The sequence below is a fragment of the Mesorhizobium sp. WSM4904 genome, from assembly GCF_029674545.1.
Classification (GTDB): domain Bacteria; phylum Pseudomonadota; class Alphaproteobacteria; order Rhizobiales; family Rhizobiaceae; genus Mesorhizobium.
Map to the genome: position 1 here is coordinate 1,782,144 of NZ_CP121354.1, position 24,173 is coordinate 1,806,316.

Here is a 24,173-nt window from a genome sequence, read left to right on the forward strand (position 1 = left end):
CTTTTCCGGGGCGAGCGGCCACGCAGCCAGGATTATCCGCGGCGAAACAGCGCCTCGGCGGCGGATTTGGTGGCGCCCTTGGCTGCCCGTTCGGCTTCCAATCTGGCGATCTCCTCGCGCAGCAGGGCAATGCGCGCGGACAACTCGTCGACGGACAGCAACGAGAGATCCTGGCCGATTTCGTGCGGGCGCGGCTTCTTCCTGGGTTCGTCGTCGAAGATCGCCATCGTCGCTCCTCCCTCACTTGGCCATTTGCCTGATTTGGCAATCAGCATACATAGGGCAGGGGCGCCGATGCAAACGACCGGCCAGCAACCGGCACAAGGAGACGGGACACCATGGCAAGCGGACAGAAGATTCCGGCAAAGATGACGGCCGTCGCGATCTCGCAGCCCGGCGGTCCCAGGGTGCTGAAGCCGGAGACGCGCGACGTGCCCGCGCCCGGCCCCGGCGAGATCCTCATTCGCGTGCGCGCCGCCGGCGTCAACCGGCCGGACGTGCAGCAACGCAAGGGCGCCTATCCACCGCCGCCGGGCGCCTCGGACCTGCCGGGCCTCGAGGCGGCCGGTGAAGTCGCGGCGCTCGGCGACGAAATATCGCGCTGGCGCATCGGCGACCGGGTCTGCGCGCTGACACCGGGCGGCGGCTATGCCGAATATGTCAAGGTCCATGCCGGCAGCGTGCTGCCGATCCCGGCCGGCTTCACCTATTCCGAGGCCGCCGCCGTGCCGGAGAACTATTTCACCGTCTGGCACAACGTGTTCGAGCGCGGCGGGTTGAAGAAAGGCGAGACGCTGCTCGTCCATGGCGGCTCGTCCGGCATCGGCACCACCGCCATACAGCTGGCCTCGGCGTTCGGCGCCTATGTCGTCACCACTGCCGGCAGCAAGGAAAAATGCGACGCCTGCCTAAAGCTCGGCGCCGAGCGGGCGATCAATTACCGCGAGCAGGATTTCGTCGCCGAGGTCAAGGACGCAACCGGCGGCCGGGGCGCCGACGTCATCCTCGACATGGTGGGCGGCGACTATGTGGCGCGCAACTACGATGCGGCGGCGGTCGAAGGACGCATCGTCCAGATCGCCGTGCAGGCCGGCGCCGTCGCAAGCGCCGACTTCGCAAAGCTCATGGTCAAGCGCCTTGTCCATACCGGGTCGACGCTCAGGCCCCGCACCGTCGAGTTCAAGGCGGGCATCGCGACTGCTCTCGAGGCTCAGGTCTGGCCGCTGCTCGGCACCCGCAAGGTCGCTCCGGTCATGGACATGATCTTCCCTCTGACGGAAGCCTGGCGAGCGCATGAGCGCATGGAAGAGGGCGAGCATATTGGAAAGATCGTGCTCGACGTCGGCTAGGCTCGAGTCGATATCCAGTGAGGCCGGCCTGACCTGAATCTCGATCCATCCTGCATCGCTGGCGACAGGTTCAACAATGCTTAATGCTGCATTGCACAAAATGCATTGCCGCCATGCAAAAGCGTCCGTTCAATTCGTAGGCAAGGGTGCCTATTTACGCGGCATCGAAACAATTGATCCACGAATGGAGGACTGAAATGAACCCGATCCGCGCTTTCCGCAACTGGCGCCTTTACAACGAGACGGTGCGTGAGCTGAACCGCCTCAACGCCCGTCAGCTGAACGACCTCGGCATCAACCGCGCCGACATCGAGAAGATCGCCCGCCAGGCTCTTTGATTTCAAGCGCGACCCGGCCGCAAGGCCGGACCGCGGCCTCGAAGCCAGAGCCGTCGCAGACGCTTGCTCGTCTCCGGTTCCGAACCCGCTGGACCCTGTCCAGCGGGTTTTGTCTTGTGGAGCCTACAGCGCGTCGCGATCTTTCAGATTCGCTCCCTGCGCTTTAGGTTTTTGATTCACGCATGTCTTTATCCCGAAACCGGTTCCCACTTTCGGGAGACATGCTTTGGTTCCTGATTTTACGCATGTCATTGTCCCGAAACCGCTGCGCACCCTCGGGCCAAGACCGTGGGCATGCTTTTGGGCGACATGCATTAGGCGCTCCTCCCAAAAACATTGCGAAATCGTGACGGAGCGTTTATACAGGCCGCGAATTTCCCATTTTGGTGGCTGTAAAACCACCGCCCGCGCGGGAACGCGGGCGAACGAGAAGGATTTTTGATATGGCCAATACGCTGCTGATGCCCAAGGCGACCGCCGTCTGGCTGGTCGACAATACCGCGCTCTCCTTCGAGCAGATCGCGCAGTTCTGCGGCCTGCATCCGTTGGAGGTCAAGGCGATCGCGGACGGCGAGTCGGCGCAGGGCATCAAGGGCATGGACCCGATCATGACCGGCCAGCTCACCCGCGACGAGATCGCGCGCGGCGAGAAGGACCCGAACCACCGGCTGAAACTGTCCGATCCCAAGGTGCGGGTGCCGGAATCGAAGCGCAAGGGTCCGCGCTACACGCCGCTGTCGAAGCGGCAGGACCGCCCGAACGCCATCCTGTGGCTGGTGCGCAACCATCCCGAGCTCAAGGACGCGCAGATCGCGCGGCTGGTCGGCACCACCAAGTCGACGATCGAGCAGATCCGCGAGCGCCGGCACTGGAACTCGGCCAACCTGCAGCCGATGGACCCGGTGACGCTGGGCCTCACCTCGCAGATCGACCTCGACATGGAAGTCAACCGCGCCTCGCGCGGTCGCGAGCAGGCACAGCCGGTCGCCGGCGACACGCTGCTGCCGGCCGCGCTGACCGAAAGGCTGACGCCCGCTCCGGAGAAGCCGAAGGACGAGGATCAGGAACTGGACGCCAACGCCGTCTTCGCCAAGCTTTCGGCGCTGAAGTCGAAGGACAAGAAAGAAGACGAGGAGTAGGCGCGCTTTCCCTTCTCTCCTTGTGGGAGAAGGTGTCGCCGGAGGCGACGGATGAGGGGTGTTCCAGGGAACGCCGACGCCTCATTCCGTCCAACACCCCTCATCCGTCTCGGCGCTACGCGCCGATCACCTTCCCCCACAAGGGGGGAAGGAGAGGTGCGGGCTTCAGCTCCGCGCCGCACGGTCGGGCGCCATGCCGTAGTCCTCGCTGCGCTCCACGGCGCGATAGAAGTCGGCGAGCTGCTTGCCGCGCTCGGGCTTGTAGATACGGCCGGCAATCACCACCGAAGCGATGCGGTCGATGCGGAAGGCGCGAAAATCGTCGCGCATCTCGCACCAGGCGACCAGGGTCCACACCTTGCCCCAGAACCACAGGCCGAGGGGTCGGATGTCGCGCGCCGTGCCGCGACCGGCTTCGTCCGAATAGTCGATGGTCAGCACCTGGCGCTTCTCGATGGCGCGCTCGATCAAGTCGATCGCTTCGCGCGCGGCATCGCTCACCACCCACATCGGCGTGTGGATCTCGGTGCGGGCGATGCGGTCCTTCTCGGTGTCGGGCAGCACGGCGCCGATCTTGACCAGCGCCTCGTCGGCCGCCCTTGCCATCGCCGCGCCGCCGAAGGCGCGCACCATGCGGGCGCCGGCGACCAGCGCCACGATCTCGTCACGCGTGAACATCAGCGGCGGAAGATCGAAACCCTCTCTCATCATGTAGCCGACACCCGCCTCGCCGTCGATCGGTACGCCGGTCGACTGCAAGTCGGCTATGTCGCGATAGATGGTCCGCTCGGAAACCTCGAGCCACGTCCCGAGCTTCTGCGCCGTGACCAACCGGCCACCGCGCAAATGCTGGACGATTTGAAAAAGCCTGTCGGCGCGGCGCATCGTTTAACCCCTTGGTTTCGGTTCTATGCATGCCGCGGTTCCAAAACCGGTACCCGCAGGTTCGAGGTAGCTTCAATAACGCAAACCTCCTGACAACATACTGTCAGGAGGCTGCGATGAAACCAACCGGGAACAGCGGCGTCCGTCCTGAAACCCAGCGTCTCAATCAACATTACAGCTAGGCGCCGCACAGCCGCTGTCCAAGTCGTGCGCCAAGAATTTTCAGTTCTTGCGCACGCGACCATCGTAGAGGTCCGGCCAACCGATGTCCTTGCGGATATCCGCCGGCAAAGTGTTCAGGAAACGCTGAGTGCGGATCTCGTTCCGCACGGTGCGGATCTTGCCGACATAGTTCTGCGTGCTGCGCAGGATGGTAAAACCGTTCATGACCAGGCTCCTCTTTTTCGATGAGAAGAGTATCTCACACCCCTGCTGACAGCAGTCTGTCAGGAGCTTGGCAGGTTGCCGGAGCCGGCGCCGGAAAGATCGACGCGGCCTTGGGCAACCGGCTGTTTGTCAGGAGAGTGCGGCTGGCCGAAGCGCCAAGAACCGCTTTGACAGCCGCCGGCGATACTGGTCAAAGGCGGCATGACGAAACTTCTCGCCCTTGTCATCATCGGCATCATGCTGATCCAGATCATCAAGCCGCTCGGCTGGCCGGGGCTGAAGCGCCGCAGCGACTTCTGGAAGCTGGCGCTGCTTGCCATGGCCGCGATCTCGCTGGCGGCCGTGCTTGGGCACTGGGCCTGAGGTCTGTCGATATTGGTCGCGCACGGCTTGTGTATGATGGCCTCCTTCGCTTGCGGGAATGAAGCCCGTCACGCGCAACAGTCCGGCCGGTCCTTGCCCTCGGCCTGATATTCGTCGTGCAGGCGCACCCAGTCCATCAGGCCGTGATAGGGTCCGTTCTCGTTGCGGCCCTTCGGCGTCATGTCGAGATAATGATAGGCGCCGATCAGAGCGTCGCCGCCGCGGGCGCGTGACATGAAGGTGAGGAAGATGTCGCCGTTTTCGTCGCGATAGAAGACGCTAGTGCCGGGCAGGTCCTTCGATCGCAGCGGGCGCTTCTCGAAATTATAGACGGTGTCGCCGGCCGCGATCTGCCTGTCGGTAAAGGAGACCTGCATGTCGAAGTTGAAGTCCGATGCGTAGGACGACACCCAGTCGAATTTCCAGCCCATGCGCTGCTTGTAGGGCAGGATCTCGGCCAACGGCGCCCGCGAGACGACGACGAGCGACACGTCGTGGTGTTTGAGATGCCTGTTGGCCCCGTCGATATGATCGGCGAGGAATGAGCAGCCCTCGCAGCGATGGTCCGAGCCGGGCGTCATCATGAAATGGTAGACGATCAGCTGGCTCTTGCCCGCGAACAGCTCCGCGAGGCGCTTCGGGCCCTGCTCGCTTTCGAAGACATAGTCCTTGCGGAGTTTGAGCCAGGGCAGTTGCCGCCGCTCGGCGGCGACGCAGTCGCGAAACCGCGTCAGCTCCTTCTCGCGTTCGAGGTGCCTTCTGTGCGCCTCGAACCAGTCGTCTCGCGAAACCACGGCATTGCGATGCATGACTATCTCCTGTCCTCTCCTGCCAAGGACGTTCGACATGGGCGCGACCCGACATCGCCGCCGCTGTTTCGATGCATCAGGTAGGAATGCGGCCGACAAAAACAAAACCCGGCCTAAAGCGCGTCGCGCCGGAACGGCCTCAGGCGACGCGCTTTAGGTTACTTGTCTTGATGCATGTCATTCGCCCAAAACCGCTGCGCACCCTCGGGGTCAAGCCCGTGGGCATGCTTTTGGGCGACATGCAATAGGCCCGGGTTTTCAGCGCTTTTGGGGAACCAGGTATCAGGCGGCTTTCTCCAACGCCGGCCGCCATTTCCCGAGCGCGGCCAGATGGTTCATGTGGGCGCGATGGATGAAGGCGGCCTGGCCGGCGGCGACGTTCGATGCCTTGCCGCTCCAGGCCTTCTGCGCGGCCGCCTGCAGGGCACGGCCATAGGAGAAGGAAAGCTTCCACGGATGCGGGCCGATGACGTTGATGGCGTTGAGGTTGGCCGTCGCTTCCTCGTCGTCTTGGCCGCCGGAAAGGAAGGCAATGCCCGGCACCGCCACGGGCACGGTTTCGCGGAACAGCTTTATCGTCTTCTCGGCAACCTGCTCGGGACTGTCCTTCTGGCCCGATTTCTTGCCGGAGATGACCATATTCGGCTTGAGGATGGTGCCTTCCAGTACCACGCGCGCGGCATACAGCTCGCCATAGAGCTTCAGCAAAGTCGCCTTGCTCACCTCGTAGCAGGTGTCGATCGAGTGGGCGCCGTCCATCAGCACTTCCGGCTCGACGATCGGCACGATGCCGGCCTCCTGGCAGAGCGCCGCATAGCGGGCAAGCGCGTGCGCGTTGGAGCCGATCGAGGTGGCCGAAGGCACTTCCTTGGCGATATCGATATCGATCACCGCGCGCCATTTGGCAAAACGGGCGCCGAGCTTGTAGTAGTCCGCCAGCCGCTCGCGCAGGCCGTCGAGACCCTCGGTGATGGTGTCGCCGGGAAAGCCGGCGAGAGGCTTGGCGCCCAAATCGACCTTGATGCCCGGGATGGCGCCGGAGGCCTTGATGATGTCGACCAGCGGCGTGCCGTCGGCAGCCTTCTGGCGGATGGTCTCGTCATAGAGAATGACGCCGGAGATGTACTTGGTCATCGCCTCCTTGGCGCGGAACATCATCTCGCGATAGTCGCGCCGGCTGTCGGCGGTCGATTCGACGCCGATGACGTCGAAACGCTTCTTGATGGTGCCGGAACTCTCATCGGCGGCCAAAAGGCCCTTGCCATCGGCCACGATCGCGGCGGCAATGTCTTCGAGACGTTCGCTCATGGTGCTCTCCTTGACGGTTATGTTCCGCGGCAAAGGCAATTCAGCGGGCACCGCTGAATTGCTTGGTAGCCATCTTTTCGCAATTCCGCACGGAAACAGCTGCGCACCATTCCTGGAATTGCTCAAGCAGAACACTACCGCCAAAGGAATGACGCCGGAAAGCTCGAATCGATTGAAAGTCTTTGAGACGCGGACGGCTCGCCGACTGTTGATCGTGTGATGGCTCCGGCCGGATTTCTGCAACGCCAAGCCCGCCTGGCGGCAGACGCTCAGCGCTTCAGCACCTCGACGCCGGGCAGCGGCTTGCCTTCCATCCACTCCAGAAAGGCGCCGCCGGCGGTCGAGACATAGGTGAAGTCGTCGGCAACGCCGGCATGGTTGAGCGCGGCCACCGTATCGCCGCCACCGGCGACCGAAACCAGCTTGCCTTCCTTGGTGCGGGCTGCCGCGTGCTTTGCCGCCGCGACCGTGGCGCGGTCGAAGGGCTCGATCTCGAAGGCGCCGAGCGGACCGTTCCACACAAGCGTCGCGGCGCGGTCGATCCAGTCGGTGACGGTCTTCACCGTCTTCTCGCCGACATCGAGGATCATGCCGTCGGCCGGTACGGCCTCGATAGCGACGGTTTCGCTCGCAGCACCGGCCTTGAACTCCCTCGCGACGACGCCGTCCGCGGGCAGGATGATGGCGCAGCCGGCTTCGGCCGCCTCGATCATGATCTGCTTGGCGGTGGAGGCCAAGTCATGCTCGCAGAGCGATTTGCCGACATCGGTGCCGCGTGCGGCAAGGAAGGTGTTGGCCATGCCGCCGCCGATGACCAGCGCATCGACCTTCTTCACCAGGTTCATCAGAAGATCGATCTTGGTCGAGACCTTGGCGCCGCCGACGATGGCCACCACCGGCCGCACCGGATCGCCGAGGCCCTTTTCCAGCGCATCGAGCTCGGCCTGCATGGTGCGGCCGGCATAGGCCGGCAGCCGGTGCGCCAGGCCCTCGGTCGACGCGTGCGCGCGGTGCGCGGCGGAAAAGGCGTCGTTGACATAGATGTCGCCATTGGCGGCGAGCTTTTCGGTGAAGGCCGGCTCGTTCTTCTCCTCGGCCTTGTAGAAGCGGGTGTTCTCCAGAAGCAGGACGTCGCCGTCCTTCATGGCGGCAACGGCGCCTGCCGCCTTGTCGCCGATGCAATCGGCGGCGAAGCCGACCGGACGGCCGAGCACGTCAGCAGTGGCGCGGGCGATCGGCTCCAGCGAGAATTCGGCCGACGGGCCGTCTTTCGGACGGCCGAAATGCGCGAGCAGGATGACCTTGGCGCCCTTGCCGGAAAGCTCGGAAATCGTCGGCGCGATGCGCTCGATGCGCGTGGCATCTGTCACCTTGCCGTCGGCAACAGGTACGTTGAGGTCGACGCGCACCAGGACGCGCTTGCCGCTGACGGCATCGATATCGTCGAGTGTCTTGAAGCCGGCCATGGTCGTTCCTTTTTAGCGAAAAACGCGGCGACCTTACCCGGCACCGGGGACGATGCAAGGGCTGCGTTGAAGCGCGCGCGCAAAAATGATGTCGTTGTGTGACGTCATCCTTCGGTCGCGGCTTTTTGCACCGCGGGCTCGGACGCCGCCGTTTCGCCTGGTTCGCTTTCGTCGGCTTGCGTTTGAGCGGGCTTGCGCCAGTTGCGGATGAAGGCGACGACGCGGTCGGCGATCTCGCCGGCGCTCAGGAAAACCGGCACACGCGCCACCGGCGCGGTCGGCTCGAAGGACAGGCCAAGGCCAGTGATGCGGCCCTTCTCGTCGACGTCGCGCACGATCAGCTCGATCGGGCCGATCATCACCCGGTCGGCATATTCGGCGTGGCCGCCGAGCCGCTCGGTGACCAGCGCTGCGACCGTGAGCTTCTGTTCGGCCTCGGTGAGGCCCGGCGCGTAGGCGGCTTCCAGCTCACCCGCCGGGCGGGCCGGATCGACGGCGAAGGCGCCGAAGAAATCGGCATCCTCGGGGTCGACCACGGCACGGCTGGCGAACAGCTTGTCGAGCAGGCGCGGATAGCGGTCCGGCACGAAGATGTAGACCTGGTCGCCAGCGGTTAGCCTGCCCATGTCCTGGAAACGCATCGAGCGGCCGTCGCGCAGCACCAGCGAGGGCCTCGCCCAGCGCGGGATGCGCTCGCCACGCGCCACCGGACTGCCCGGTGCCACGCGATAGGCGAGCAGCTCGTGATGCGCCGAGCCCGGCAACTCGAGCTCGACCTTGTCGAGCGGCCCGAGCCGCGCAGGGACGATGAGGCCCAGGCGGCGTGCCAGCGGGCCGACGGTCCAGCCTTGCACCACCAGCGACACCAGGACGATGATGAAGGCGACGTTGAAGATCAGCCGGCCGTTGGCGAGGCCGCCGAGCAGCGGTGTGATGGCAAGCAGAATCGAGACGGCGCCGCGCAAGCCGACCCAGGAGACGAAGGCGACTTCGGGACGCGGCAGGCGGAACGGGATCAGGCAGAGCCAGACGGCTAAAGGCCGGGCCACGAAGATCAGGAACAGGCCGAGCATGACCGCGGGCACCAGGATCGCCGGAAATTGCGAGGGCGTGGCAAACAGGCCGAGGATCAGGAACATGATGATTTGCGCCAGCCACGACATGCCGTCCTGGAAGCGCTTGAGAATGGTGACTGCGCGGATGTCTGAATTGCCGGCGACGAGGCCTGCGAGATAGACGGCCAGGAAGCCCGAGCCGCCGACGGCGCCGGCGGCCGCGAACACCATCAGCGAAAGCGTCAGCACGAAGATCGGCAGCAGGCCGTGGTCGAGGTTCAGCCGCTCGACGAGGCGAACGATGCCAAGGCCGCCGAGCACGCCGATGACGGCGCCAAGCCCCATATTGATGAGGAAGCCGATTGCCAAATTGGTGGCGAGAAAGCTCGCCTCCGGGTTGGCATGTGCGGCGATGATCTCGACCAAAGTGATGGTCAGGAAAATGGCGATCGGGTCGTTGGTGCCGGATTCGACCTCGAGCGTCGAACGAACGCGCTCGCGCAGATGGATCTCGCCGGCACGCAGCAGGAAGAACACCGCCGCCGCGTCGGTCGAGGCGACGGCGGCGCCGAGCAGCGAGGATTCCAGCCAGCTGAGATTCAGCAGATAAAAGGCGGCGACGCCGAAAATGCCCGTGGTCAGAACGACGCCGACGGTGGCCAGCGATAGCGCCGGTCCGGCTGCCTGGCGCAAGGCGTTGAGCGGCGTGCCGAAACCGGAATCGAACAGAATGATCGCCAGCGCAAGTGAGCCGGCAAAGTAAGCCAGCCGCGCATTGTCGAATTCGATGCCGAGGCCGTCGACACCCGTGACGAGGCCGATGCAAAGGAAGAGGAGCAGCAGAGGTGCGCCGAAGCGGAAGGCGATCAGGCTCGAAAAGGCGGCGGCGACAACAAGCGCTGTGCCGACCAGCGTCACGAGATAGATCGCATGCTCCATCCGGAATTGCCCCTCAAATCCGCGTCCCTCCCGCTTTACGGCAGAGTGGGGCGAAGACATGACCAGTGCAAGGCGGCAGCGTGGTTTTTTGCCCCATGCCGCTGATGTCGAACGAAAAACGCCCGGCCGAAGCCGGGCGTTTCACACGATCAAAGGAAGCCTGCGATCAGGCGATGGTCTTGCCGAAGGCGACGGCGGTGTCGCCCATGCGGTTGGAGAAGCCCCATTCGTTGTCGTACCAGGACAGCACCGAGACGAAATTGCCGTCCATGACCTTGGTCTGGTCGAGCGCCGCGATCGAGGAGTGCGGATCGTGGTTGAAGTCGATCGAGACATTCGGGTGATGGGTGACCGACAGGATGCCTTTCAGCTTGCCCTTGGAGGCGGCGATGAGCGCCTCATTGATCTCCTGCGGTGTGGTCGAGCGCTTGGCGATGAACTTGAAGTCGACGACCGAGACATTCGGGGTCGGCACGCGGATCGAAATGCCGTCGAGCTTGCCCTTGAGGTCGGGCAGCACGAGGCCGATCGCCTTGGCAGCACCCGTCGAGGTCGGGATCTGCGACAGCGCCGCCGCGCGGGCGCGATAGAGATCCTTGTGCATGGTGTCCAGCGTCGGCTGGTCGCCGGTGTAGGAGTGGATCGTCGTCATCATGCCCTTCTCGATGCCGACGGTCTCGTGCAGCACGGCGGCCAGCGGCGCCAGGCAGTTGGTGGTGCAGGACGCGTTCGAGATGACGACGTGGTCCTTGGTCAGCTTGTCATGGTTGATGCCGTAGACGACCGTGAGATCGGCGCCGTCGGACGGTGCCGAGACGATGACGCGCTTGGCGCCGGCGGCCAGATGCGCGGCCGCCTTGTCGCGGGCGGTGAAGATGCCGGTGCATTCGAGCGCGATGTCGATGCCGAGCTCCTTCCAGGGCAGCTGGGTCGGATCCTTGATGGCGGTGACCTTGAACTTCTCCTTGCCGACGGAGATCTGGTCGCCGTCGACCGTCACTTCATGCGGGAAACGGCCGTGCACGCTGTCATAGCGGAGCAGATGCGCGTTGGTCTCGACCGGGCCGAGGTCGTTGACGGCGACCACGTCGATGTCCTTGCGGCCGGACTCGTGGATCGCGCGCAGGACGTTGCGGCCGATGCGGCCAAATCCGTTGATGGCAACTCTGACGGTCATTTTTCTCTCCCTAGGGGCCTGGAAAGCGGACGGTTCCGCAGCTTCATAACGGCGGGCGGGCAAAGAATCCAGCCGCAGAAGGCCAAGTTTAAATCGATTAGGTCAGTCCAGCCCGACGCAACCCATTGAATGGTTTCGCCGGACTGGCCCTTCCTGCTTCCATATGTCGCTCAAAACCGCTGCGCGCTTTGAGCGACATGCGATGGCTCACTTGCCGTGCAGGCGCGTTTCCACGGCCTTTGCCGCGGCCTCGGCGGTGATGCCGAAATGCGGGTAGAGCTGTTCGATCGAGCCGGAAGCGCCGAAGCCGGTCATGCCGACGAAGATGCCGTCGGTGCCGATGAGGTGGTCCCAGCCTTGGCGGATGCCGGCCTCGATGGCGACCTTCACCTTGGCGTTGCCGATGGTCTTCTTGCGGTAGTCCTCGCTCTGCCGGTCGAACAGCTCGAAGCAGGGCACCGAGACGACGCGGGTCGGGTGGCCATGTTTTTCGAGCAGCTCGCGAGCGCCGAGGGCAACCTCCACCTCCGAGCCCGTGGCGAAGATCGTCACCGCCGCCTCGCCGTTTGCCGCGGCGAGCTCATAGGCCCCGGAGGCGCAGAGGTTCTCCTCGCTGAATTCGGTGCGAACGGTCGGCAGGTTCTGACGGGTCAGCGCCAGCGTCGACGGCGTCTTTTCCGATTTGAGCGCCAGCTGCCAGCATTCCGCCGTCTCGACCGCGTCGGCCGGGCGGAACACGTTGTGGTTCGGGATGGCGCGAAGCGCCGCCAGATGCTCGACCGGCTGGTGGGTCGGGCCGTCCTCGCCGAGGCCGATCGAGTCATGCGTCATGACGAAGATCGAGCGGATGCCCATCAGCGAGGCAAGGCGCATCGAGGGGCGCGCATAGTCGGAGAAGCACAGGAAGGTGCCGCCATAGGCGATCAGCCCGCCATGCAGCGTCAAGCCGTTGATCGCCGCCGCCATGCCGTGCTCGCGGATGCCGTAATGGATATAGCGCTGGCCGTAATCGTCCGGCGTGATGTTCTTGGTCTGGCTGGTCTTGGTGTTGTTGGAGCCGGTGAGGTCGGCCGAGCCGCCGATGGTTTCGGGAACCGCGCCGTTGATCACTTCCAGCGCCATTTCCGAAGACTTGCGGGTGGCGACCTTCGGCTTGTCGGCCGAGAGCTTCTTCTTGTAGTCGGAGATGACGGAGTCGAAATTGCCCGGCAGCTTGCCGCCGAGGCGGCGCTCGAATTCGCCCTGCAGTTTGGCGTCGGCCTTGGCAAGGCGGCCTTCCCAATCGGCGCGCGCCTTGGCGCCGCCGGCGCCGACCGCGCGCCATGCGTCGAGGATGTCGGCCGGTATCTCGAAGGGCGGCGACTCCCAGTTGAAGAACTTGCGGGCACCGGCGATTTCCTCGGCGCCGAGCGGCGAACCATGCGCCTTGTTGGTGCCGGCCTTGGTCGGGGCGCCGAAGCCGATGGTCGTCTTGCAGGCGATCATCGTCGGCTTGTCGGAATGGCGGGCGGCCTCGATGGCATAGGCGATCGCTTCCGGATCGGTGCCGTCGATGTGGCTGGCGTTCCAGCCGCTAGCCTGGAAGCGAGCGACCTGATCGGTGTTGTCGGCAAGCGAGACCGGTCCATCGATCGAGATGTTGTTGTTGTCCCAGAAGACGATCAGCTTGTTGAGCTTGAGGTGACCGGCCAGCGCGATGGCTTCCTGGGAAACGCCTTCCATCAGGCAGCCGTCGCCGGCCAGCACATAGGTGTAGTGATTGACGAGGTCGTTGCCGAAGGCGGCGTTCATGATGCGCTCGCCGAGCGCGAAGCCGACCGAGTTGGCGAGGCCCTGGCCGAGCGGACCGGTGGTGGTCTCGATGCCGGCGGCATGGCCGTATTCGGGATGCCCCGCGGTCCTCGATCCGAGCTGCCGGAAATTCTTGATCTGGTCGATCGTCATGTCCTCGTAGCCGGTGAGGTAGAGGAGCGAGTAGAGCAGCATCGAGCCGTGGCCGGCCGACAGGATGAAGCGGTCGCGGTCGGCCCAATGCGGGGCCTTGGCGTCGAATTTCAGGAAGCGGGTGAACAGCACCGTGGCGATGTCGGCGCAACCCATCGGCAGGCCGGGGTGGCCGGAATTCGCCTTCTCGACGGCGTCCATGGAAAGGAAACGGATCGCATTGGCCATCCGATCATGTTGTTCGCGCGAGGTCATGCTTCCTCCGGAAATAGGGGTTGGAGCCTTGGGAGAGCCCTTGGAAAGGATGCCGCGACACATAGCAGGCGCGGCCTTTTAGTCAACAAATCGGTCGGTTTTTGCCAGGCTTGTGATGGGGCCGCGCACGCTACATTAGCGTTAGCGGGGGACAGTCGCGAGAGCTTTATTGACGCGCGCTTCACCCGGCGCCTAATCTTTCCGAGATAACGCGTTCTGAACGCGAGCGATTCGGTGACGGGCAGGGCATAGGACGAAGGCCATGACCGGGGAAGCGACCCTCAAAGAAGTCATCGCCAGGCTCGGCAAAGCCATGGAAGGGCTGGAAAACGCCGTGGCGGCGCGGCTCGAGCATGAGCGCGACTATACGGAAGCCGAGGCCGAGGTGCAGCGCATGAACGCCGACCGCTCGCGGCTGGCGCAGGAGCTCGACAATTCCGAGGCCCGCGCCGAACGGCTGGAAGATGCCAACAAGGAAGTGTCGCGCCGACTGGTGACCGCCATGGAAACCATCCGCGCCGTGTTGGACAGGTAGGGCTCGACAGGTACGCCAATGGCACAGGTCACGGTTTCCATCGACGGCAAGCAGTATCGGATGGCTTGCGACGAGGGCCAGGAAGAGCATCTGATCGACCTCGCCGAGCGCTTCGACCGTTATGTCATGCATCTGAAGGATTCCTTCGGCGAGATCGGCGACCAGCGGCTGACCGTCATGGCCGGCATCATGGTCATGGACGAGCTCTCGGAGCTCTCCAAGCGCGTCAAGGGCATGGAGAGCGAGGTGCTGACGCTCCGCAAGACGCGCGACGAGGCGCTGACCAAGGCCGACAAGAGCGACAGCGTGCTGACCACCGCGCTTGCAGCACTGGCGCAGCGCATGGAAGATCTGGCGACGACGCTGGCGGTGAAGAAGGCTTAAAAGCGCGTCGCAACAAAACGGATTCAGGCGACACGCTTTAAGCCCCTATTTTGATGCATGTCGTTTTCCCAAAACCGTTGCGCACTTTTGGGCGACATGCATTGAGCCGCCCCACAGGGACCCAATATCCGTCGCGGAAATTCCTGCTGTCTTTTCCAGGAAAAGACGAAATTTTTCCGCTCCCTCGATCACGCTTGCCGACACAAGCCTTTTGAACCGGACCGTGCGGCGGTATAGAAGGCAGAGCCGCCGATGGGTTGGCCCATGCCGGCGAAATGTCACAGGGTTGGGAGCAACGTCATGAGCCTTCGTATCAACGATACCGCGCCGGACTTCACGGCCGAGACCACGCAAGGGACGATCAATTTCCATCAATGGATCGGTGACGGCTGGGCAGTGCTTTTCAGCCATCCGAAGAACTTCACGCCGGTCTGCACGACCGAGCTCGGCACGATGGCCGGGCTGGAAGGCGAATTCAAAAAGCGCAACGTCAAGATCATCGGCATTTCGGTCGATCCGGTATCGAGCCATGAGAAGTGGCATGCCGACATCAAGACCGCGACCGGCCAGACGGTGAACTACCCGCTGATCGGCGACAAGGACCTCAAGGTCGCCAAGCTTTACGAGATGCTGCCGGCCGGCGCCGGCGAGACCTCGGAAGGGCGCACGCCGGCCGACAACGCCACCGTGCGTTCGGTCTACGTCATCGGCCCGGACAAGAAGATCAAGCTGGTGCTGACCTATCCGATGACCACGGGGCGTAACTTCGACGAGATCCTGCGCGTCATCGATTCCATCCAGCTGACGGCCAAGCACCAGGTGGCGACGCCGGCGAACTGGAAGCAGGGCGAGGACGTCATCATCACTGCCGCCGTCTCCAATGAGGACGCGATCAAGCGCTTCGGCGCCTACGAGACGGTGCTGCCGTATCTGAGGAAGACCAAGCAGCCTACGGCGTGAGCTTTCCTTCTCCCCGTTCTACGGAGAGAAGGTGCCCGAAGGGCGGATGAGGGGGCAGCGCGGCGTTCGGAGATGATCGCGCCTCCGCTGCTGCCTCGCATGCGATCGTTTGGCCTGAACGACAATCTCGCGGACTCGGCGCTGCCCCTCATTGCCCTGCCGGGCATTTCTCCCCGTATATTGACAGGGAGAAGGGGCTGGTTCGCCGCTTTCGCCAATTGAAAACGGCGGCGCCAGATGTTGGCGCCGCCGTTTTGTTTTCGCGTATTGCCTTTAAGCTTTAAGCCGCCGGCTGCGCTTCGATGGTGCGCAGCGCCTGGCTCTGGCGCTTGGCCGCGGCCTTGACCGCGTCCTGCACCTTCTCGAAGGCGCGCACCTCGATTTGGCGCACGCGCTCGCGGCTGATGTCGAACTCCGCCGACAGCTCTTCCAGCGTCAGCGGCTCTTCGGCCAGACGGCGCGCCTCGAAGATGCGCCGCTCGCGATCGTTGAGCACCGACAGAGCGCCCGACAGCATGGCGCGCCGGCTTTCCAGCTCGTCCTGCTCGATCAGCATCTCTTCCTGGCTTTCGTGGTCATCGACCAGCCAGTCCTGCCATTCGCCGGATTCACCCTCGCTCGCCCGGATCGGGGCGTTGAGCGAGGCGTCACCCGACAGGCGGCGGTTCATCGACACCACCTCCGCCTCGGAAACGTTGAGGCGGGTGGCGATCTCGGCGATCTGGTCGGGCTTCAAATCGCCGTCGTCGAGCGCCTGGATTCTGCCCTTCACCTTGCGCAGGTTGAAGAACAGGCGCTTCTGATTGGCGGTGGTGCCCATTTTGACCAGGCTCCACGAACGCAGGATGTATTCCTGGATCGAGGCCTTGATCCACCACATGGCGTAGGTGGCGAGGCGGAAGCCTCGCTCCGGTTCGAATTTCTTCACGGCCTGCATGAGGCCGACATTGCCTTCCGAGATCACCTCGCCGATCGGCAGGCCGTAGCCGCGATAGCCCATGGCGATCTTGGCGACGAGCCGCAAATGGCTGGTGACGAGCTTGTGCGCGGCGGAAGTGTCCTGATGCTCGGCGTAACGCTTGGCGAGCATGTACTCTTCCTGCGGCTGAAGCATCGGAAAGCGACGGATTTCTTCCAGGTAACGGGCGAGACCGCCTTCACCGGAAACGATACTGGGTAGTGACTGGGCCATGATTGCGCCCCCTCTCTATTGGAGTGATGCCCCCTTAACGCGGCGGGCATGTGACGCGAATGCCAATCGGCTCATCCGCGACAACTGGTGTATATAGGAACAAAACCAGAAAGGACAGGCATTTGTTCAACACGAAACAGTGTGTCACGCTTAAGTGAACAACGCCAGTCAGGTTTTTTGATGGCTGGTTTGAAGCGTCTTGATGGCGGTTCAGAACTTGCGAAAGCCGCCCACGAGTTCCTCCATGTCCCTCGGCATCGACGCCTCGAACCTCATCGTTAGATGGGTGGTCGGGTGTCGGAATTCAAGAAGCCAGGCGTGCAGCGCCTGCCGGGAAAATGCCTTGACCTCGCTTTTCAGCGGTTCCGGCAGCCGGTTGGCCTTGGTGCGGAAGGCCTGGCCGTAGTCAGGATCGCCGATCACGGGGTGGCCGATATGCGCCATATGGACCCGGATCTGGTGCGTGCGACCGGTTTCGAGCCGGCATTCGACCAGGCTTGCGGTGGTGAATTCCTTCTGCTCCTCGCCGAAACGCTCGATGACGGTGAAATGGGTGACGGCATGCCGGGCATCGTCTCGGCCTTGGGGAACCACCGCGCGGCGGACGCGATCGGCGGCGCGGCCGAGCGGCGCGTCGACGGTGCCGGTCGGCCGCTGTGGAATGCCCCAGACCAGCGCCAGATAGGCGCGTTCGAGATCGCCGGTGCGACCGTGGTCGGCGAAGGCCTCCGACAGCGCCTTGTGGGCGCGGTCGGTCTTGGCCACCACCATGACGCCGCTGGTCTCCTTGTCCAGCCGATGGACGATGCCCGGCCGTTTGACGCCGCCGATGCCGGAGAGACTGTCGCCGCAGTGATGGATCAGCGCGTTGACCAGCGTGCCGGTCCAGTTGCCGGCGCCGGGATGGACGACCAGTCCGGCAGGCTTGTTGATGACGATCAGCTCATCGTCCTCGTAAAGGATGTCGAGAGGAATGTCCTCGCCTTGCGGCTCGGCCGGCTCCGGCTCCGGCATGACGATTAAGACGCGCTCGCCCGTCGCCATCTTGCGCCTGACCTCCCCGACCGGCTTGCCGGCGATCGAGACCGCGCCCTGCCGGATCAGGGTTTGCACGCGGCTGCGCGAGATTTCCGGACCGAGCCGGGCGGCGAGCCACTGGTCGAGGCGCTGGCCGGCGGCATCGGCGCCGGCTTCCAGCTCTACCGCCCCGGTCAACTCATCGCCTGGCAATTCATCCTGCATCAAAATCGGGGCCCTATCAAAATCCGGGTGTCTTCGTTATGAGCGCTCATCGAAACCCGTTGCGGACTGTTTAGCCATGGCCCGGCCGATCGCCGATGAAGATGAGGAAAAGCCGCTCGACCCCGCGGCGGAAAAGGTGCGCAGGAAGCTCATACGCTTCATGATCGTCAATCTCGGCCTTCTGTTCCTCGCCCTTATGGTGGTGATCGGGGCCCTTGTCTACAAAGCCCGCAATGCGCCGGTTGTTGGATCGACGCCTGCCGGCGATGTCCAGGCTCCGGCCGGGGCGCCGCTCAGCGGCGACATCGTGCTGCCGGTAGGCACCAAGGTGGTCAGCCAGGCGCTGTCCGGCAACCGCCTGTCGATCGACGCCGAGCTTGCCGACGGCAGCCGTTCCATCTTCGTCTACGACATTGCCGAGCGCCGAATGATCGGCCAGTTCGCGATCCGCAGCAAATGAGCGGCTTTGCCGAACATCGCAGCATCGCGACCGTGGCGCTCGTCGTCGAAAATTATGACGACGCGATCGCCTGGTATGTCGAGCGGCTCGGCTTCGTGCTGACCGACGACGTCGACCTCGGCGGCGGCAAGCGCTGGGTGACGGTCGCGCCGGCAAACGGGCAGGGTGCGCGGCTGCTCCTGGCGGAGGCTGCCGGCGAGGCGCAGGCGAACCGTATCGGCGACCAGACCGGCGGCCGGGTGTTTCTCTTCCTGGAAACGGACGACTTCGCCCGGGATCACCAGGCGATGCTTGCCAAGGGCATCGCGTTCCGCGAGGCGCCGCGCCATGAGGCCTATGGGACGGTAGCGGTGTTTGCCGATCTCTACGGCAATCTCTGGGACCTGATCGAGCCGAAACGGCCGGGTTGAACGGGGCCGTTCGGCAAAGTCTGCGAACAGCGCGAAACCCCAGTTGCTTTTTCGCGGCCTTCATCCTATGTAGCCGGTTCTTGAGCGCGCCCATCGTCTAGCGGTCAGGACACCGCCCTCTCACGGCGGTAACAGGGGTTCGATTCCCCTTGGGCGTACCATCTCTCAGACAGGGCTTCTCCAGGCTGCCGGCGCTGAAACCCGCGTCCAAGTCTAAATGCGGGCTTGGGTCCTTTCACGGGATGCCTGCTCCAACAACCGCGACAGGTGCTGGAGGTGCATCGATTGGGCATCTTCGAGCAACTGCAGAAAGTTGGACGCCTTGCCTCGCGGCAACCGGCGGCGCTTCAGCGCAGCGATGCGCGCACGCTGGCGCTTGATGTGCTGCTCGGCTTGCAGAACGTGTCGTTCCGCCATTTGGATGTCGTCGGCCAGGGCCATAAGCGATAAACGGTCGGGCGGTCAGAGCGTTCCGTTGGGGAGGCCGGCATCTGAAAGCGCGGCCCCCGGGATTGGGCCGACCCAGGCCATAGCTGCCGGCGGCGGATTGTTTCGGCAAGTTCCGCGAAAGCGTCGACAATGCCTGTGCCGCTCTTGGCGCTCACGAACCTGACGCTCGACCGCGCGAACTGGCCGATCCGTTGGGGGCTTCCGCGCCATGCGACGAGACGGGCTCTACGGCGCGCTCAACCATTCGATCTATTCCGGCAAGCCGAAAAGTGTTTGCGCGCCTGCTATTCCTCTGAGCGGATGACTGCCCATGGCGATCATCGGCTCGGTCGTTTCCCTCTCGAACGCCGTCGATGCGAGCACCGTCTGCCCTAACGGCTTGCACAGCCCTTCGATGCGGCTGACAAGGTTTACAGCCTTGCCGATCGCGGTGAAATCCAACCTGCCGGCAGTGCCGATGTTCCCCCAAAGCATCTCGCCGACATGCAGGCCAATGCCGTATCCGAACTCAGGGCTGCCGTTGCGGTGCCGAGTTTGGTTGAGATGATCTATCCCGGCGCGTGTGGCTTTCACGGCGCGTACCGCCGCGTCACATGCGGCCCTCGAATCGCGCTCGCCGATCGGGAAAATCGCGAGGACGCCATCACCGATAAACTTGAGAACCTCGCCACCAAATGCGTGCACCGCGCCGGCGACGCAATCGAACCAGGCATCAAGTATCGATACGATCTCGCCTGCATCGTGAACTTCGGATAGATCGGTGAAACCTCGAAGGTCCGCGCACAGAAGCGCAGCCCGTATCGTCTCTCCCTTTACTCGACGAGAACGACCGTTGAGCACATGCGCTGCGCTGCGCTTTCCCAAATATGCTTCGAGCAATGCTCGTTTCGCAGACCGTTCCGCGAGTGCGGTCATCGGAGCCGCAGCGAACCGGGAGATTTGCCGCAGCAGCTCCGACTGCGCCTCATCCGGAGTATGATCGAACGCCCATACCAAAGTCGGGGCGACACCGACCGCTCCCTCGTCGAACACGATCGCCCGCGTCGTGCCAAGCCACTCGCGCAGCACGAGCCGGGGATCGGCATTCTGGCGGTCGGCGCCTATCCCCAAAGCCTCGACCACTTCACCGCCAGGCGCTCGCCAGAGCCAGATGCGGCGTGAAATGATCGGGTCGGGAGCATCCTGCGCCAGCGCGCCGGCAATGGTCGGCAAGCCGTCTTCGATCAAATGCGTCGAGAGCTGCAATAGAAGTCGCCCACCATCGCCAATATGCGCGGCATCGTCCAGAAGGAATGAAAGCGAGTTTGCGAGAAGCATCTGTAGAGGGTCGCTCGGCACCGGCTCATGCTTACGCCTCGAACATTTTCTTGCAACTCCCCACATTCGCTTCAATCATGCACGGCATTCGATGTCGATGTAACCTGGGCGGATGTGACCTGGAGCGAGCGATGGCGGAATCGGTTTACACAGAGATTGAGGTCGCGGCGCCACAAGCGACCGTGTTCGCGCTTTTGACCGATCCGGAACAGATCGTGCGATGGATCGGGACCGAAGCGAATTTGGATGCAACGCCGGGCGGTCTGTTCCTCGTCAATGTCGGTGGTCGCCATATGGCGCGCGGTGAGTTCACCGAGGTGATTCCGGTCCACCGTCTTGCCTACAGTTTTGGCTGGGATGACAACGCGACCGTGCCGCCCGGCTCCAGTCATGTCGAGATCGACCTGATCGCGAGGGATGCGGGGACACTGATCCGTTTAACGCACAGCGGATTGCCGAACGCAGAGGAGCGTGACAGCCATCGAAAGGGATGGGAGCACTACCTCTCCAGGCTGAAGATCACTGCCGATGGGGGACATGCCGGTCCCGACGTGCCGATGAAGACTACGTGATTTTCATCAAGGGTCGCGGATGCCCGTCATGCAAAAATTTGGATGCCTTGGCAAGCGCAGATCTCCGTCGAGCGACCGTCAAAGCTTGGACCGACCACTATAGCTGCCGGCGACGAATCGTTTCGGCGAGTTCGGCAAAGGCATCCACGATTCCCTCGCCGCTCTTGGCGCTTACGAACTTGACGCTCGATCGGGCGAGCTGGCCGATCTGTTCGGCGCTTCCGGGCGCTTCGGCGAGATCGATCTTGTTCACCAGGGCCCTCAATGGCCTGCCTGGGAATCTCGTCTCGAAATTGCGGGCCAGTTCGACCATGCGCGTCACCGTTTGCGGGCGCGTCACGTCCGATACGACAATCGCTGCCGAAGCGCCGGTAACGTAAACGGTGTCGAAAATACGCATGCCGAAATCGCCGTCCGTGTCCCAGAGCACCAGACGCGTCGCTTCGTCCGCGCGAGCCGGATCGGCGGGAACGTCGTAGCTTAGAACTTCGACGCCGAGCGTGGATTTGTATTCGCCGTCGAAACGATCGTGCACGAGACGGTACATGATCGATGTCTTGCCCACCCCCATGTCGCCCAGCAGCATGACCTTCGCGGTAAACATTACTGGAGGCGCTCGGCTCGAAACACGTTTTCGAAGGTGACCCGGCGGTTCCCTTCGCTCGGCACGTCGGAGATGGGCACCGAGGACGAGCGCGAAACCACAAACAGGCGCGAAGGCTCGATGCCGAGCGAGGTCAACGCCCGCACCACCTGATCGGCCCTCTTGCGGGCAACCACGTGGTTGATGGAGTCCGTTCCGGTATCGTCGGCGTGGCCGACGACACGGATCCTCAGATCGTTGCCCTCAAGCAGCCCGGCCAGATCGCGGATCTGTCGGTCCGCCTCCTTGTCGTCGGCAAAAGCGTCGGCTGTGCCAAAGAAGATTGCCGTCGAGGCCATGAAGCGGTCGAGCCGCCCGGCGGGGCTGTCGGCTACCGAGCGCAGGGCGTCGTATTGCTGGTTTCTGGACCGTGTTTCCTCGGCGATCGCCGCGCGTGTCTCGTCGATACGCGCCTGCAGGCTGGCAAGGGATTGCAGCTCCCGCGCACTTGACCCGCGCGTTTCATCGATACGGGCCTGTAGGCCGGCGAGAGACTGTCGCTGCTCGGCGATCGCCGCGCCTGCTTCCCCGACGGACTTCTGCAGACTGGTGAGTGACTGTTGCTGTTCGGTGATCGCGTTGCCGGTTTCACCGCCGGACTTCTGCAAGTCGGCGAGGGATCGTTGCAGCTCAGCGACCGACTGGCGCGTTCCATCGATGCTTGCCTGGATGCCGGCCAAGGATTGCCGCACGGCGTCGACATCGGCGCGCAGCGCCGCCGGCTGTTCCATTCCCGGCACAACGCCGATCCGGTCGACGATCCGATACGGGGCGGCCGCCTTGGCCAAGGCGCCGACCAGCGGAGCGACCTCCACCTGGCTGGGCTCTATCCCGGACACCGACACGGTGCGATTGCCATGGTCGAAGTCCAGCCGCAGCGGGAAAGACTGCAGCAGCGGCTCCTTGCCGACAAGGTCGTGCAGCGCGTCATTCGCCCGCCGCTCCAGCATCGTCCGGGTGAGGTAGACGCCAGCCAGCCATGCCAGCCCGGCGGCAACGAGAGCAGCGAGCACGAGCAGGACGACCTTCCCGCCCCGGCGCGGCTTCCTGTCCAGGGAAGCATCGGCTTCGATCGATGCGGCCAGCGACACCAGCGTGGCGGTGTCGCAGTCGCCATCCATGCCCTCGATCGTGTCGAAGAAAAGCGAATTGATCCTGGCGTCGTCCGCGGGGCGCAGGGGACCGATGCATTCCGCCGCCAGGATGAACCGGGGCGAGGCGCGGAGCACGATCTCCCGTCCGCCGAAGTCGAGCTTCTCAAGGTTGCCTTCGCCCGCGAGCGCCTGGACGGAAAATTCCAGGATCGCCGCGACCATGGCGCTCAGCAGATCGGCCCTCTCGTCGGGGATCGCTTCGCGCTTCCAATCCGCGACGAGGCGCCCGTTGCCGCGCTCGATCATCAGCAGCCGGCTGACGCGCGGCGGGCTGGCGTTCGCCAGAACGAACTCGCTGATCGGGCGGCCGGTCGCCAGCGACTTGACGCGACCGACCCACAGCTCCGTCGACGTCAGAGCATTGAGGCGCTGCTCCAGCCGCGCCACGAGCTCCTTGAAGGCATTTGCCACAGCCGCGCTGACCAGTCGCCCGGTGATCGGGTAGAGCGCATCGACCATGAGGTCGCGTGAATTCCTGATCTCGCTCCTGATCGCGGAGACCACCGACGGGGCGATGACATTCGCCAGCTCGCGCGGCCGGCTGACTTCCGCGCGTTCAAGCGCGGCGACCAGTATGTCGGCCGTCGCCGCTTCGAGACGGTCGGGGTTGCCTATATATTGCTGAAGGAGAGCGACATCGGCTCCCAGCGCTTCAAGACGCGCGGCCTCCGGTTGAAAGAGCAAGGTCTTGAGCTGCTCGATCTCACGGTTCTGGCCGACGGCGGAAGTCATGCTACCTTCCCGTGGCGGAACCCAGCCTGGTTATGGTTGCGCCAAGCTCCGAAATCGCGGCGCCGATGTCCCTGTGCGAGGCGAGCCGTTTCTGCTCCGTATCCTGCTCGAGCTCCTGCAGCCGGGCTTGCAGCGCTGCGACCTCCTTGGCGAAATCTGCCTGCAGCAGTTTGAGAGAGGCCTGCATCTCCTCTCGCAAACCGGCCAGGTTGTTCTCGATCGATCGCTGCGCGCCCCCGAACAGCAGATTGCGGACCTGATCGATGGTCGCTTCGGGATGGACTGTCGCTTCCGATCCGTTGGCGGAAGCGGCTCCGCCCGCGGCTTTTCCAGCTTGCTCGGCGCCTTTCATGGTCATTCCCCGGTTAATCCTACGCTTAACGACACTGTCGTGACCGTTATACCAAATCCCAATTCATATGACAGGCAATTGACTTGGTACGGGATCGCGGGCCGGCACGGATCGAACGTGGCATTGGTGCCGGGCCATCGTCACGTACCGCAATGAGGAGTCTCATGCCAGCCTTACCTTCCTTCCGGAGCCAATCCGCCTGCACTTCAAGAGCCGAGCCGCCTGCTCCGCGTGAAAGGTGGTAGGCGCGCCTGCCGGAGCCGGCGCCCCTGTCAAGTAAGTGCCGTGTTAAGTAAGTGCCGTCTGGGCGCCAGCGAATATGACTTTCGTCATCTTCGGTCCTGACCTTCGTCAGA

Annotated in this window: 27 protein-coding genes and 1 tRNA gene; 13 read left to right on the top strand and 15 right to left on the bottom strand. The window is 63.7% G+C overall.

All coding sequences use genetic code 11. The features are described from left to right. Positions 1 to 32 precede the first annotated feature (32 nt). Positions 33 to 227, bottom strand: coding sequence for a DUF1192 domain-containing protein (locus QAZ47_RS08400; protein ID WP_278076310.1), 195 nt, complete (start codon positions 225 to 227; stop codon positions 33 to 35). Between the two features lie 111 nt (positions 228 to 338). Here QAZ47_RS08400 and QAZ47_RS08405 point away from each other — a divergent pair, with 111 nt between their 5' ends. The 3 genes from QAZ47_RS08405 to QAZ47_RS08415 all read left to right on the top strand — a co-directional run bounded on the left by QAZ47_RS08405 (position 339) and on the right by QAZ47_RS08415 (position 2,826). Continuing rightward, positions 339 to 1,349, top strand: coding sequence for an NAD(P)H-quinone oxidoreductase (locus QAZ47_RS08405; protein WP_278232916.1), 1,011 nt, complete (start codon positions 339 to 341; stop codon positions 1,347 to 1,349). A gap of 197 nt (positions 1,350 to 1,546) precedes the next feature. After that, a complete protein-coding gene (locus QAZ47_RS08410) occupies positions 1,547 to 1,687 on the top strand; it encodes a DUF1127 domain-containing protein (protein WP_082044546.1) in 141 nt (46 codons plus the stop codon). 443 nt (positions 1,688 to 2,130) lie between these two features. After that, positions 2,131 to 2,826, top strand: coding sequence for a DUF1013 domain-containing protein (locus QAZ47_RS08415; RefSeq protein WP_278206213.1), 696 nt, complete (start codon positions 2,131 to 2,133; stop codon positions 2,824 to 2,826). Positions 2,827 to 2,991: 165 nt separating this feature from the next. On the opposite strand, the gene QAZ47_RS08420 is transcribed toward QAZ47_RS08415, so the two are convergent. Then, complete coding sequence (locus QAZ47_RS08420) at positions 2,992 to 3,711, bottom strand: YafY family protein (RefSeq protein WP_278206214.1); 720 nt, start codon at positions 3,709 to 3,711, stop codon at positions 2,992 to 2,994. A gap of 222 nt (positions 3,712 to 3,933) precedes the next feature. Further along, positions 3,934 to 4,098 (bottom strand): hypothetical protein, encoded by a 165-nt coding sequence (locus QAZ47_RS08425; RefSeq protein WP_278232917.1) that lies wholly within the window; start codon positions 4,096 to 4,098, stop codon positions 3,934 to 3,936. A 201-nt stretch (positions 4,099 to 4,299) separates the two neighbouring features. On the opposite strand from QAZ47_RS08425, the gene QAZ47_RS08430 reads away from it, so the two are divergent. Beyond that, a complete protein-coding gene (locus tag QAZ47_RS08430; protein WP_082953665.1) occupies positions 4,300 to 4,461 on the top strand; it encodes a hypothetical protein in 162 nt (53 codons plus the stop codon). A 68-nt stretch (positions 4,462 to 4,529) separates the two neighbouring features. Here the strand turns inward: QAZ47_RS08430 and QAZ47_RS08435 are convergent, their stop codons facing one another. Both QAZ47_RS08435 and QAZ47_RS08440 read right to left on the bottom strand, forming a co-directional pair. After that, the gene (locus QAZ47_RS08435) at positions 4,530 to 5,270 is read right to left on the bottom strand and encodes a thioredoxin family protein (protein ID WP_278232918.1); all 741 of its coding nucleotides are present in this window, start codon (positions 5,268 to 5,270) and stop codon (positions 4,530 to 4,532) included. 282 nt (positions 5,271 to 5,552) lie between these two features. Beyond that, positions 5,553 to 6,578, bottom strand: a complete 1,026-nt coding sequence (locus QAZ47_RS08440) for a class I fructose-bisphosphate aldolase (RefSeq protein WP_278232919.1) — start codon at positions 6,576 to 6,578, stop codon at positions 5,553 to 5,555. Between QAZ47_RS08440 and QAZ47_RS08445 the strand changes: the two genes are divergently transcribed. Beyond that, complete coding sequence (locus tag QAZ47_RS08445; protein ID WP_278232920.1) at positions 6,577 to 6,798, top strand: hypothetical protein; 222 nt, start codon at positions 6,577 to 6,579, stop codon at positions 6,796 to 6,798. The two genes, QAZ47_RS08440 and QAZ47_RS08445, sit on opposite strands and share 2 nt — an antisense overlap. Before the next feature lie 49 nt (positions 6,799 to 6,847). Here the strand turns inward: QAZ47_RS08445 and QAZ47_RS08450 are convergent, their stop codons facing one another. From QAZ47_RS08450 to tkt, 4 genes are all read right to left on the bottom strand, one after another. Continuing rightward, positions 6,848 to 8,044, bottom strand: a complete 1,197-nt coding sequence (locus QAZ47_RS08450; RefSeq protein WP_278232921.1) for a phosphoglycerate kinase — start codon at positions 8,042 to 8,044, stop codon at positions 6,848 to 6,850. A 104-nt stretch (positions 8,045 to 8,148) separates the two neighbouring features. Beyond that, a complete protein-coding gene (locus QAZ47_RS08455) occupies positions 8,149 to 10,038 on the bottom strand; it encodes a potassium/proton antiporter (RefSeq protein WP_278232922.1) in 1,890 nt (629 codons plus the stop codon). Between the two features lie 166 nt (positions 10,039 to 10,204). Continuing rightward, a complete protein-coding gene (gap, locus tag QAZ47_RS08460) occupies positions 10,205 to 11,215 on the bottom strand; it encodes a type I glyceraldehyde-3-phosphate dehydrogenase (protein ID WP_278076323.1) in 1,011 nt (336 codons plus the stop codon). Positions 11,216 to 11,422: 207 nt separating this feature from the next. After that, entirely contained in the window at positions 11,423 to 13,414 is a 1,992-nt protein-coding gene (tkt, locus tag QAZ47_RS08465) for a transketolase (RefSeq protein ID WP_278232923.1), read from the bottom strand. A gap of 262 nt (positions 13,415 to 13,676) precedes the next feature. Here tkt and QAZ47_RS08470 point away from each other — a divergent pair, with 262 nt between their 5' ends. The 3 genes from QAZ47_RS08470 (at position 13,677) to QAZ47_RS08480 (ending at position 15,293) form a co-directional block, all read left to right on the top strand. Beyond that, on the top strand, positions 13,677 to 13,949 hold the full coding sequence (locus QAZ47_RS08470; RefSeq protein WP_278076326.1) for a DUF4164 domain-containing protein: 273 nt from the start codon (positions 13,677 to 13,679) through the stop codon (positions 13,947 to 13,949). Between the two features lie 18 nt (positions 13,950 to 13,967). Continuing rightward, the gene (locus tag QAZ47_RS08475) at positions 13,968 to 14,333 is read left to right on the top strand and encodes a cell division protein ZapA (RefSeq protein ID WP_278076327.1); all 366 of its coding nucleotides are present in this window, start codon (positions 13,968 to 13,970) and stop codon (positions 14,331 to 14,333) included. Positions 14,334 to 14,633: 300 nt separating this feature from the next. Further along, positions 14,634 to 15,293, top strand: coding sequence for a peroxiredoxin (locus tag QAZ47_RS08480; protein ID WP_278206226.1), 660 nt, complete (start codon positions 14,634 to 14,636; stop codon positions 15,291 to 15,293). Between the two features lie 280 nt (positions 15,294 to 15,573). Here the strand turns inward: QAZ47_RS08480 and rpoH are convergent, their stop codons facing one another. Together rpoH and QAZ47_RS08490 are read right to left on the bottom strand one after the other, a co-directional pair. After that, positions 15,574 to 16,485 carry an RNA polymerase sigma factor RpoH gene (gene rpoH / locus QAZ47_RS08485; protein WP_278206228.1) on the bottom strand — a complete coding sequence of 304 codons (912 nt, stop codon included), beginning with the start codon at positions 16,483 to 16,485 and terminating at the stop codon, positions 15,574 to 15,576. Between the two features lie 210 nt (positions 16,486 to 16,695). Continuing rightward, entirely contained in the window at positions 16,696 to 17,700 is a 1,005-nt protein-coding gene (locus QAZ47_RS08490) for an RluA family pseudouridine synthase (RefSeq protein WP_278232924.1), read from the bottom strand. Between the two features lie 103 nt (positions 17,701 to 17,803). Between QAZ47_RS08490 and QAZ47_RS08495 the strand changes: the two genes are divergently transcribed. The 4 genes from QAZ47_RS08495 (at position 17,804) to QAZ47_RS08510 (ending at position 19,047) form a co-directional block, all read left to right on the top strand. Further along, a complete protein-coding gene (locus QAZ47_RS08495) occupies positions 17,804 to 18,187 on the top strand; it encodes a fimbrial protein (RefSeq protein WP_278232925.1) in 384 nt (127 codons plus the stop codon). After that, positions 18,184 to 18,597, top strand: a complete 414-nt coding sequence (locus QAZ47_RS08500; protein ID WP_278232926.1) for a VOC family protein — start codon at positions 18,184 to 18,186, stop codon at positions 18,595 to 18,597. Before QAZ47_RS08495 ends, QAZ47_RS08500 begins: the two co-directional genes overlap by 4 nt. Before the next feature lie 86 nt (positions 18,598 to 18,683). Continuing rightward, positions 18,684 to 18,758, top strand: a tRNA-Glu gene (locus QAZ47_RS08505). Positions 18,759 to 18,882: 124 nt separating this feature from the next. Further along, the gene (locus tag QAZ47_RS08510) at positions 18,883 to 19,047 is read left to right on the top strand and encodes a hypothetical protein (RefSeq protein ID WP_278232927.1); all 165 of its coding nucleotides are present in this window, start codon (positions 18,883 to 18,885) and stop codon (positions 19,045 to 19,047) included. A 249-nt stretch (positions 19,048 to 19,296) separates the two neighbouring features. Here the strand turns inward: QAZ47_RS08510 and QAZ47_RS08515 are convergent, their stop codons facing one another. Next, a complete protein-coding gene (locus QAZ47_RS08515) occupies positions 19,297 to 20,364 on the bottom strand; it encodes an adenylate/guanylate cyclase domain-containing protein (RefSeq protein ID WP_278232928.1) in 1,068 nt (355 codons plus the stop codon). A 131-nt stretch (positions 20,365 to 20,495) separates the two neighbouring features. Between QAZ47_RS08515 and QAZ47_RS08520 the strand changes: the two genes are divergently transcribed. Continuing rightward, complete coding sequence (locus tag QAZ47_RS08520) at positions 20,496 to 20,936, top strand: SRPBCC domain-containing protein (protein ID WP_278232929.1); 441 nt, start codon at positions 20,496 to 20,498, stop codon at positions 20,934 to 20,936. Positions 20,937 to 21,033: 97 nt separating this feature from the next. On the opposite strand, the gene QAZ47_RS08525 is transcribed toward QAZ47_RS08520, so the two are convergent. From QAZ47_RS08525 to QAZ47_RS08535, 3 genes are all read right to left on the bottom strand, one after another. Continuing rightward, positions 21,034 to 21,540, bottom strand: a complete 507-nt coding sequence (locus QAZ47_RS08525; RefSeq protein WP_278232930.1) for a GTP-binding protein — start codon at positions 21,538 to 21,540, stop codon at positions 21,034 to 21,036. Then, positions 21,540 to 23,192, bottom strand: a complete 1,653-nt coding sequence (locus tag QAZ47_RS08530; protein ID WP_278232931.1) for an OmpA family protein — start codon at positions 23,190 to 23,192, stop codon at positions 21,540 to 21,542. The genes QAZ47_RS08525 and QAZ47_RS08530 overlap by 1 nt, the downstream gene beginning before the upstream one ends. A 274-nt stretch (positions 23,193 to 23,466) precedes the next feature. Further along, a complete protein-coding gene (locus QAZ47_RS08535) occupies positions 23,467 to 23,823 on the bottom strand; it encodes a hypothetical protein (protein WP_278232932.1) in 357 nt (118 codons plus the stop codon). Positions 23,824 to 24,173: the final 350 nt, after the last annotated feature.

What these genes read in the sequence shown, in the direction of transcription:
- QAZ47_RS08400 (WP_278076310.1), bottom strand. Translation starts at nt 227, where the DNA reads ATGGCGATCTTCGACGACGAACCCAGGAAGAAGCCGCGCCCGCACGAA.
- QAZ47_RS08405 (WP_278232916.1), top strand. Translation starts at nt 339, where the DNA reads ATGGCAAGCGGACAGAAGATTCCGGCAAAGATGACGGCCGTCGCGATC.
- QAZ47_RS08410 (WP_082044546.1), top strand. Translation starts at nt 1,547, where the DNA reads ATGAACCCGATCCGCGCTTTCCGCAACTGGCGCCTTTACAACGAGACG.
- QAZ47_RS08415 (WP_278206213.1), top strand. Translation starts at nt 2,131, where the DNA reads ATGGCCAATACGCTGCTGATGCCCAAGGCGACCGCCGTCTGGCTGGTC.
- QAZ47_RS08420 (WP_278206214.1), bottom strand. Translation starts at nt 3,711, where the DNA reads ATGCGCCGCGCCGACAGGCTTTTTCAAATCGTCCAGCATTTGCGCGGT.
- QAZ47_RS08425 (WP_278232917.1), bottom strand. Translation starts at nt 4,098, where the DNA reads ATGAACGGTTTTACCATCCTGCGCAGCACGCAGAACTATGTCGGCAAG.
- QAZ47_RS08430 (WP_082953665.1), top strand. Translation starts at nt 4,300, where the DNA reads ATGACGAAACTTCTCGCCCTTGTCATCATCGGCATCATGCTGATCCAG.
- QAZ47_RS08435 (WP_278232918.1), bottom strand. Translation starts at nt 5,270, where the DNA reads ATGCATCGCAATGCCGTGGTTTCGCGAGACGACTGGTTCGAGGCGCAC.
- QAZ47_RS08445 (WP_278232920.1), top strand. Translation starts at nt 6,577, where the DNA reads ATGGTGCTCTCCTTGACGGTTATGTTCCGCGGCAAAGGCAATTCAGCG.
- QAZ47_RS08440 (WP_278232919.1), bottom strand. Translation starts at nt 6,578, where the DNA reads ATGAGCGAACGTCTCGAAGACATTGCCGCCGCGATCGTGGCCGATGGC.
- QAZ47_RS08450 (WP_278232921.1), bottom strand. Translation starts at nt 8,044, where the DNA reads ATGGCCGGCTTCAAGACACTCGACGATATCGATGCCGTCAGCGGCAAG.
- QAZ47_RS08455 (WP_278232922.1), bottom strand. Translation starts at nt 10,038, where the DNA reads ATGGAGCATGCGATCTATCTCGTGACGCTGGTCGGCACAGCGCTTGTT.
- gap (WP_278076323.1), bottom strand. Translation starts at nt 11,215, where the DNA reads ATGACCGTCAGAGTTGCCATCAACGGATTTGGCCGCATCGGCCGCAAC.
- tkt (WP_278232923.1), bottom strand. Translation starts at nt 13,414, where the DNA reads ATGACCTCGCGCGAACAACATGATCGGATGGCCAATGCGATCCGTTTC.
- QAZ47_RS08470 (WP_278076326.1), top strand. Translation starts at nt 13,677, where the DNA reads ATGACCGGGGAAGCGACCCTCAAAGAAGTCATCGCCAGGCTCGGCAAA.
- QAZ47_RS08475 (WP_278076327.1), top strand. Translation starts at nt 13,968, where the DNA reads ATGGCACAGGTCACGGTTTCCATCGACGGCAAGCAGTATCGGATGGCT.
- QAZ47_RS08480 (WP_278206226.1), top strand. Translation starts at nt 14,634, where the DNA reads ATGAGCCTTCGTATCAACGATACCGCGCCGGACTTCACGGCCGAGACC.
- rpoH (WP_278206228.1), bottom strand. Translation starts at nt 16,485, where the DNA reads ATGGCCCAGTCACTACCCAGTATCGTTTCCGGTGAAGGCGGTCTCGCC.
- QAZ47_RS08495 (WP_278232925.1), top strand. Translation starts at nt 17,804, where the DNA reads ATGGCCCGGCCGATCGCCGATGAAGATGAGGAAAAGCCGCTCGACCCC.
- QAZ47_RS08500 (WP_278232926.1), top strand. Translation starts at nt 18,184, where the DNA reads ATGAGCGGCTTTGCCGAACATCGCAGCATCGCGACCGTGGCGCTCGTC.
- QAZ47_RS08515 (WP_278232928.1), bottom strand. Translation starts at nt 20,364, where the DNA reads ATGCTTCTCGCAAACTCGCTTTCATTCCTTCTGGACGATGCCGCGCAT.
- QAZ47_RS08520 (WP_278232929.1), top strand. Translation starts at nt 20,496, where the DNA reads ATGGCGGAATCGGTTTACACAGAGATTGAGGTCGCGGCGCCACAAGCG.
- QAZ47_RS08525 (WP_278232930.1), bottom strand. Translation starts at nt 21,540, where the DNA reads ATGTTTACCGCGAAGGTCATGCTGCTGGGCGACATGGGGGTGGGCAAG.
- QAZ47_RS08530 (WP_278232931.1), bottom strand. Translation starts at nt 23,192, where the DNA reads ATGGTCGATGCGCTCTACCCGATCACCGGGCGACTGGTCAGCGCGGCT.
- QAZ47_RS08535 (WP_278232932.1), bottom strand. Translation starts at nt 23,823, where the DNA reads ATGACCATGAAAGGCGCCGAGCAAGCTGGAAAAGCCGCGGGCGGAGCC.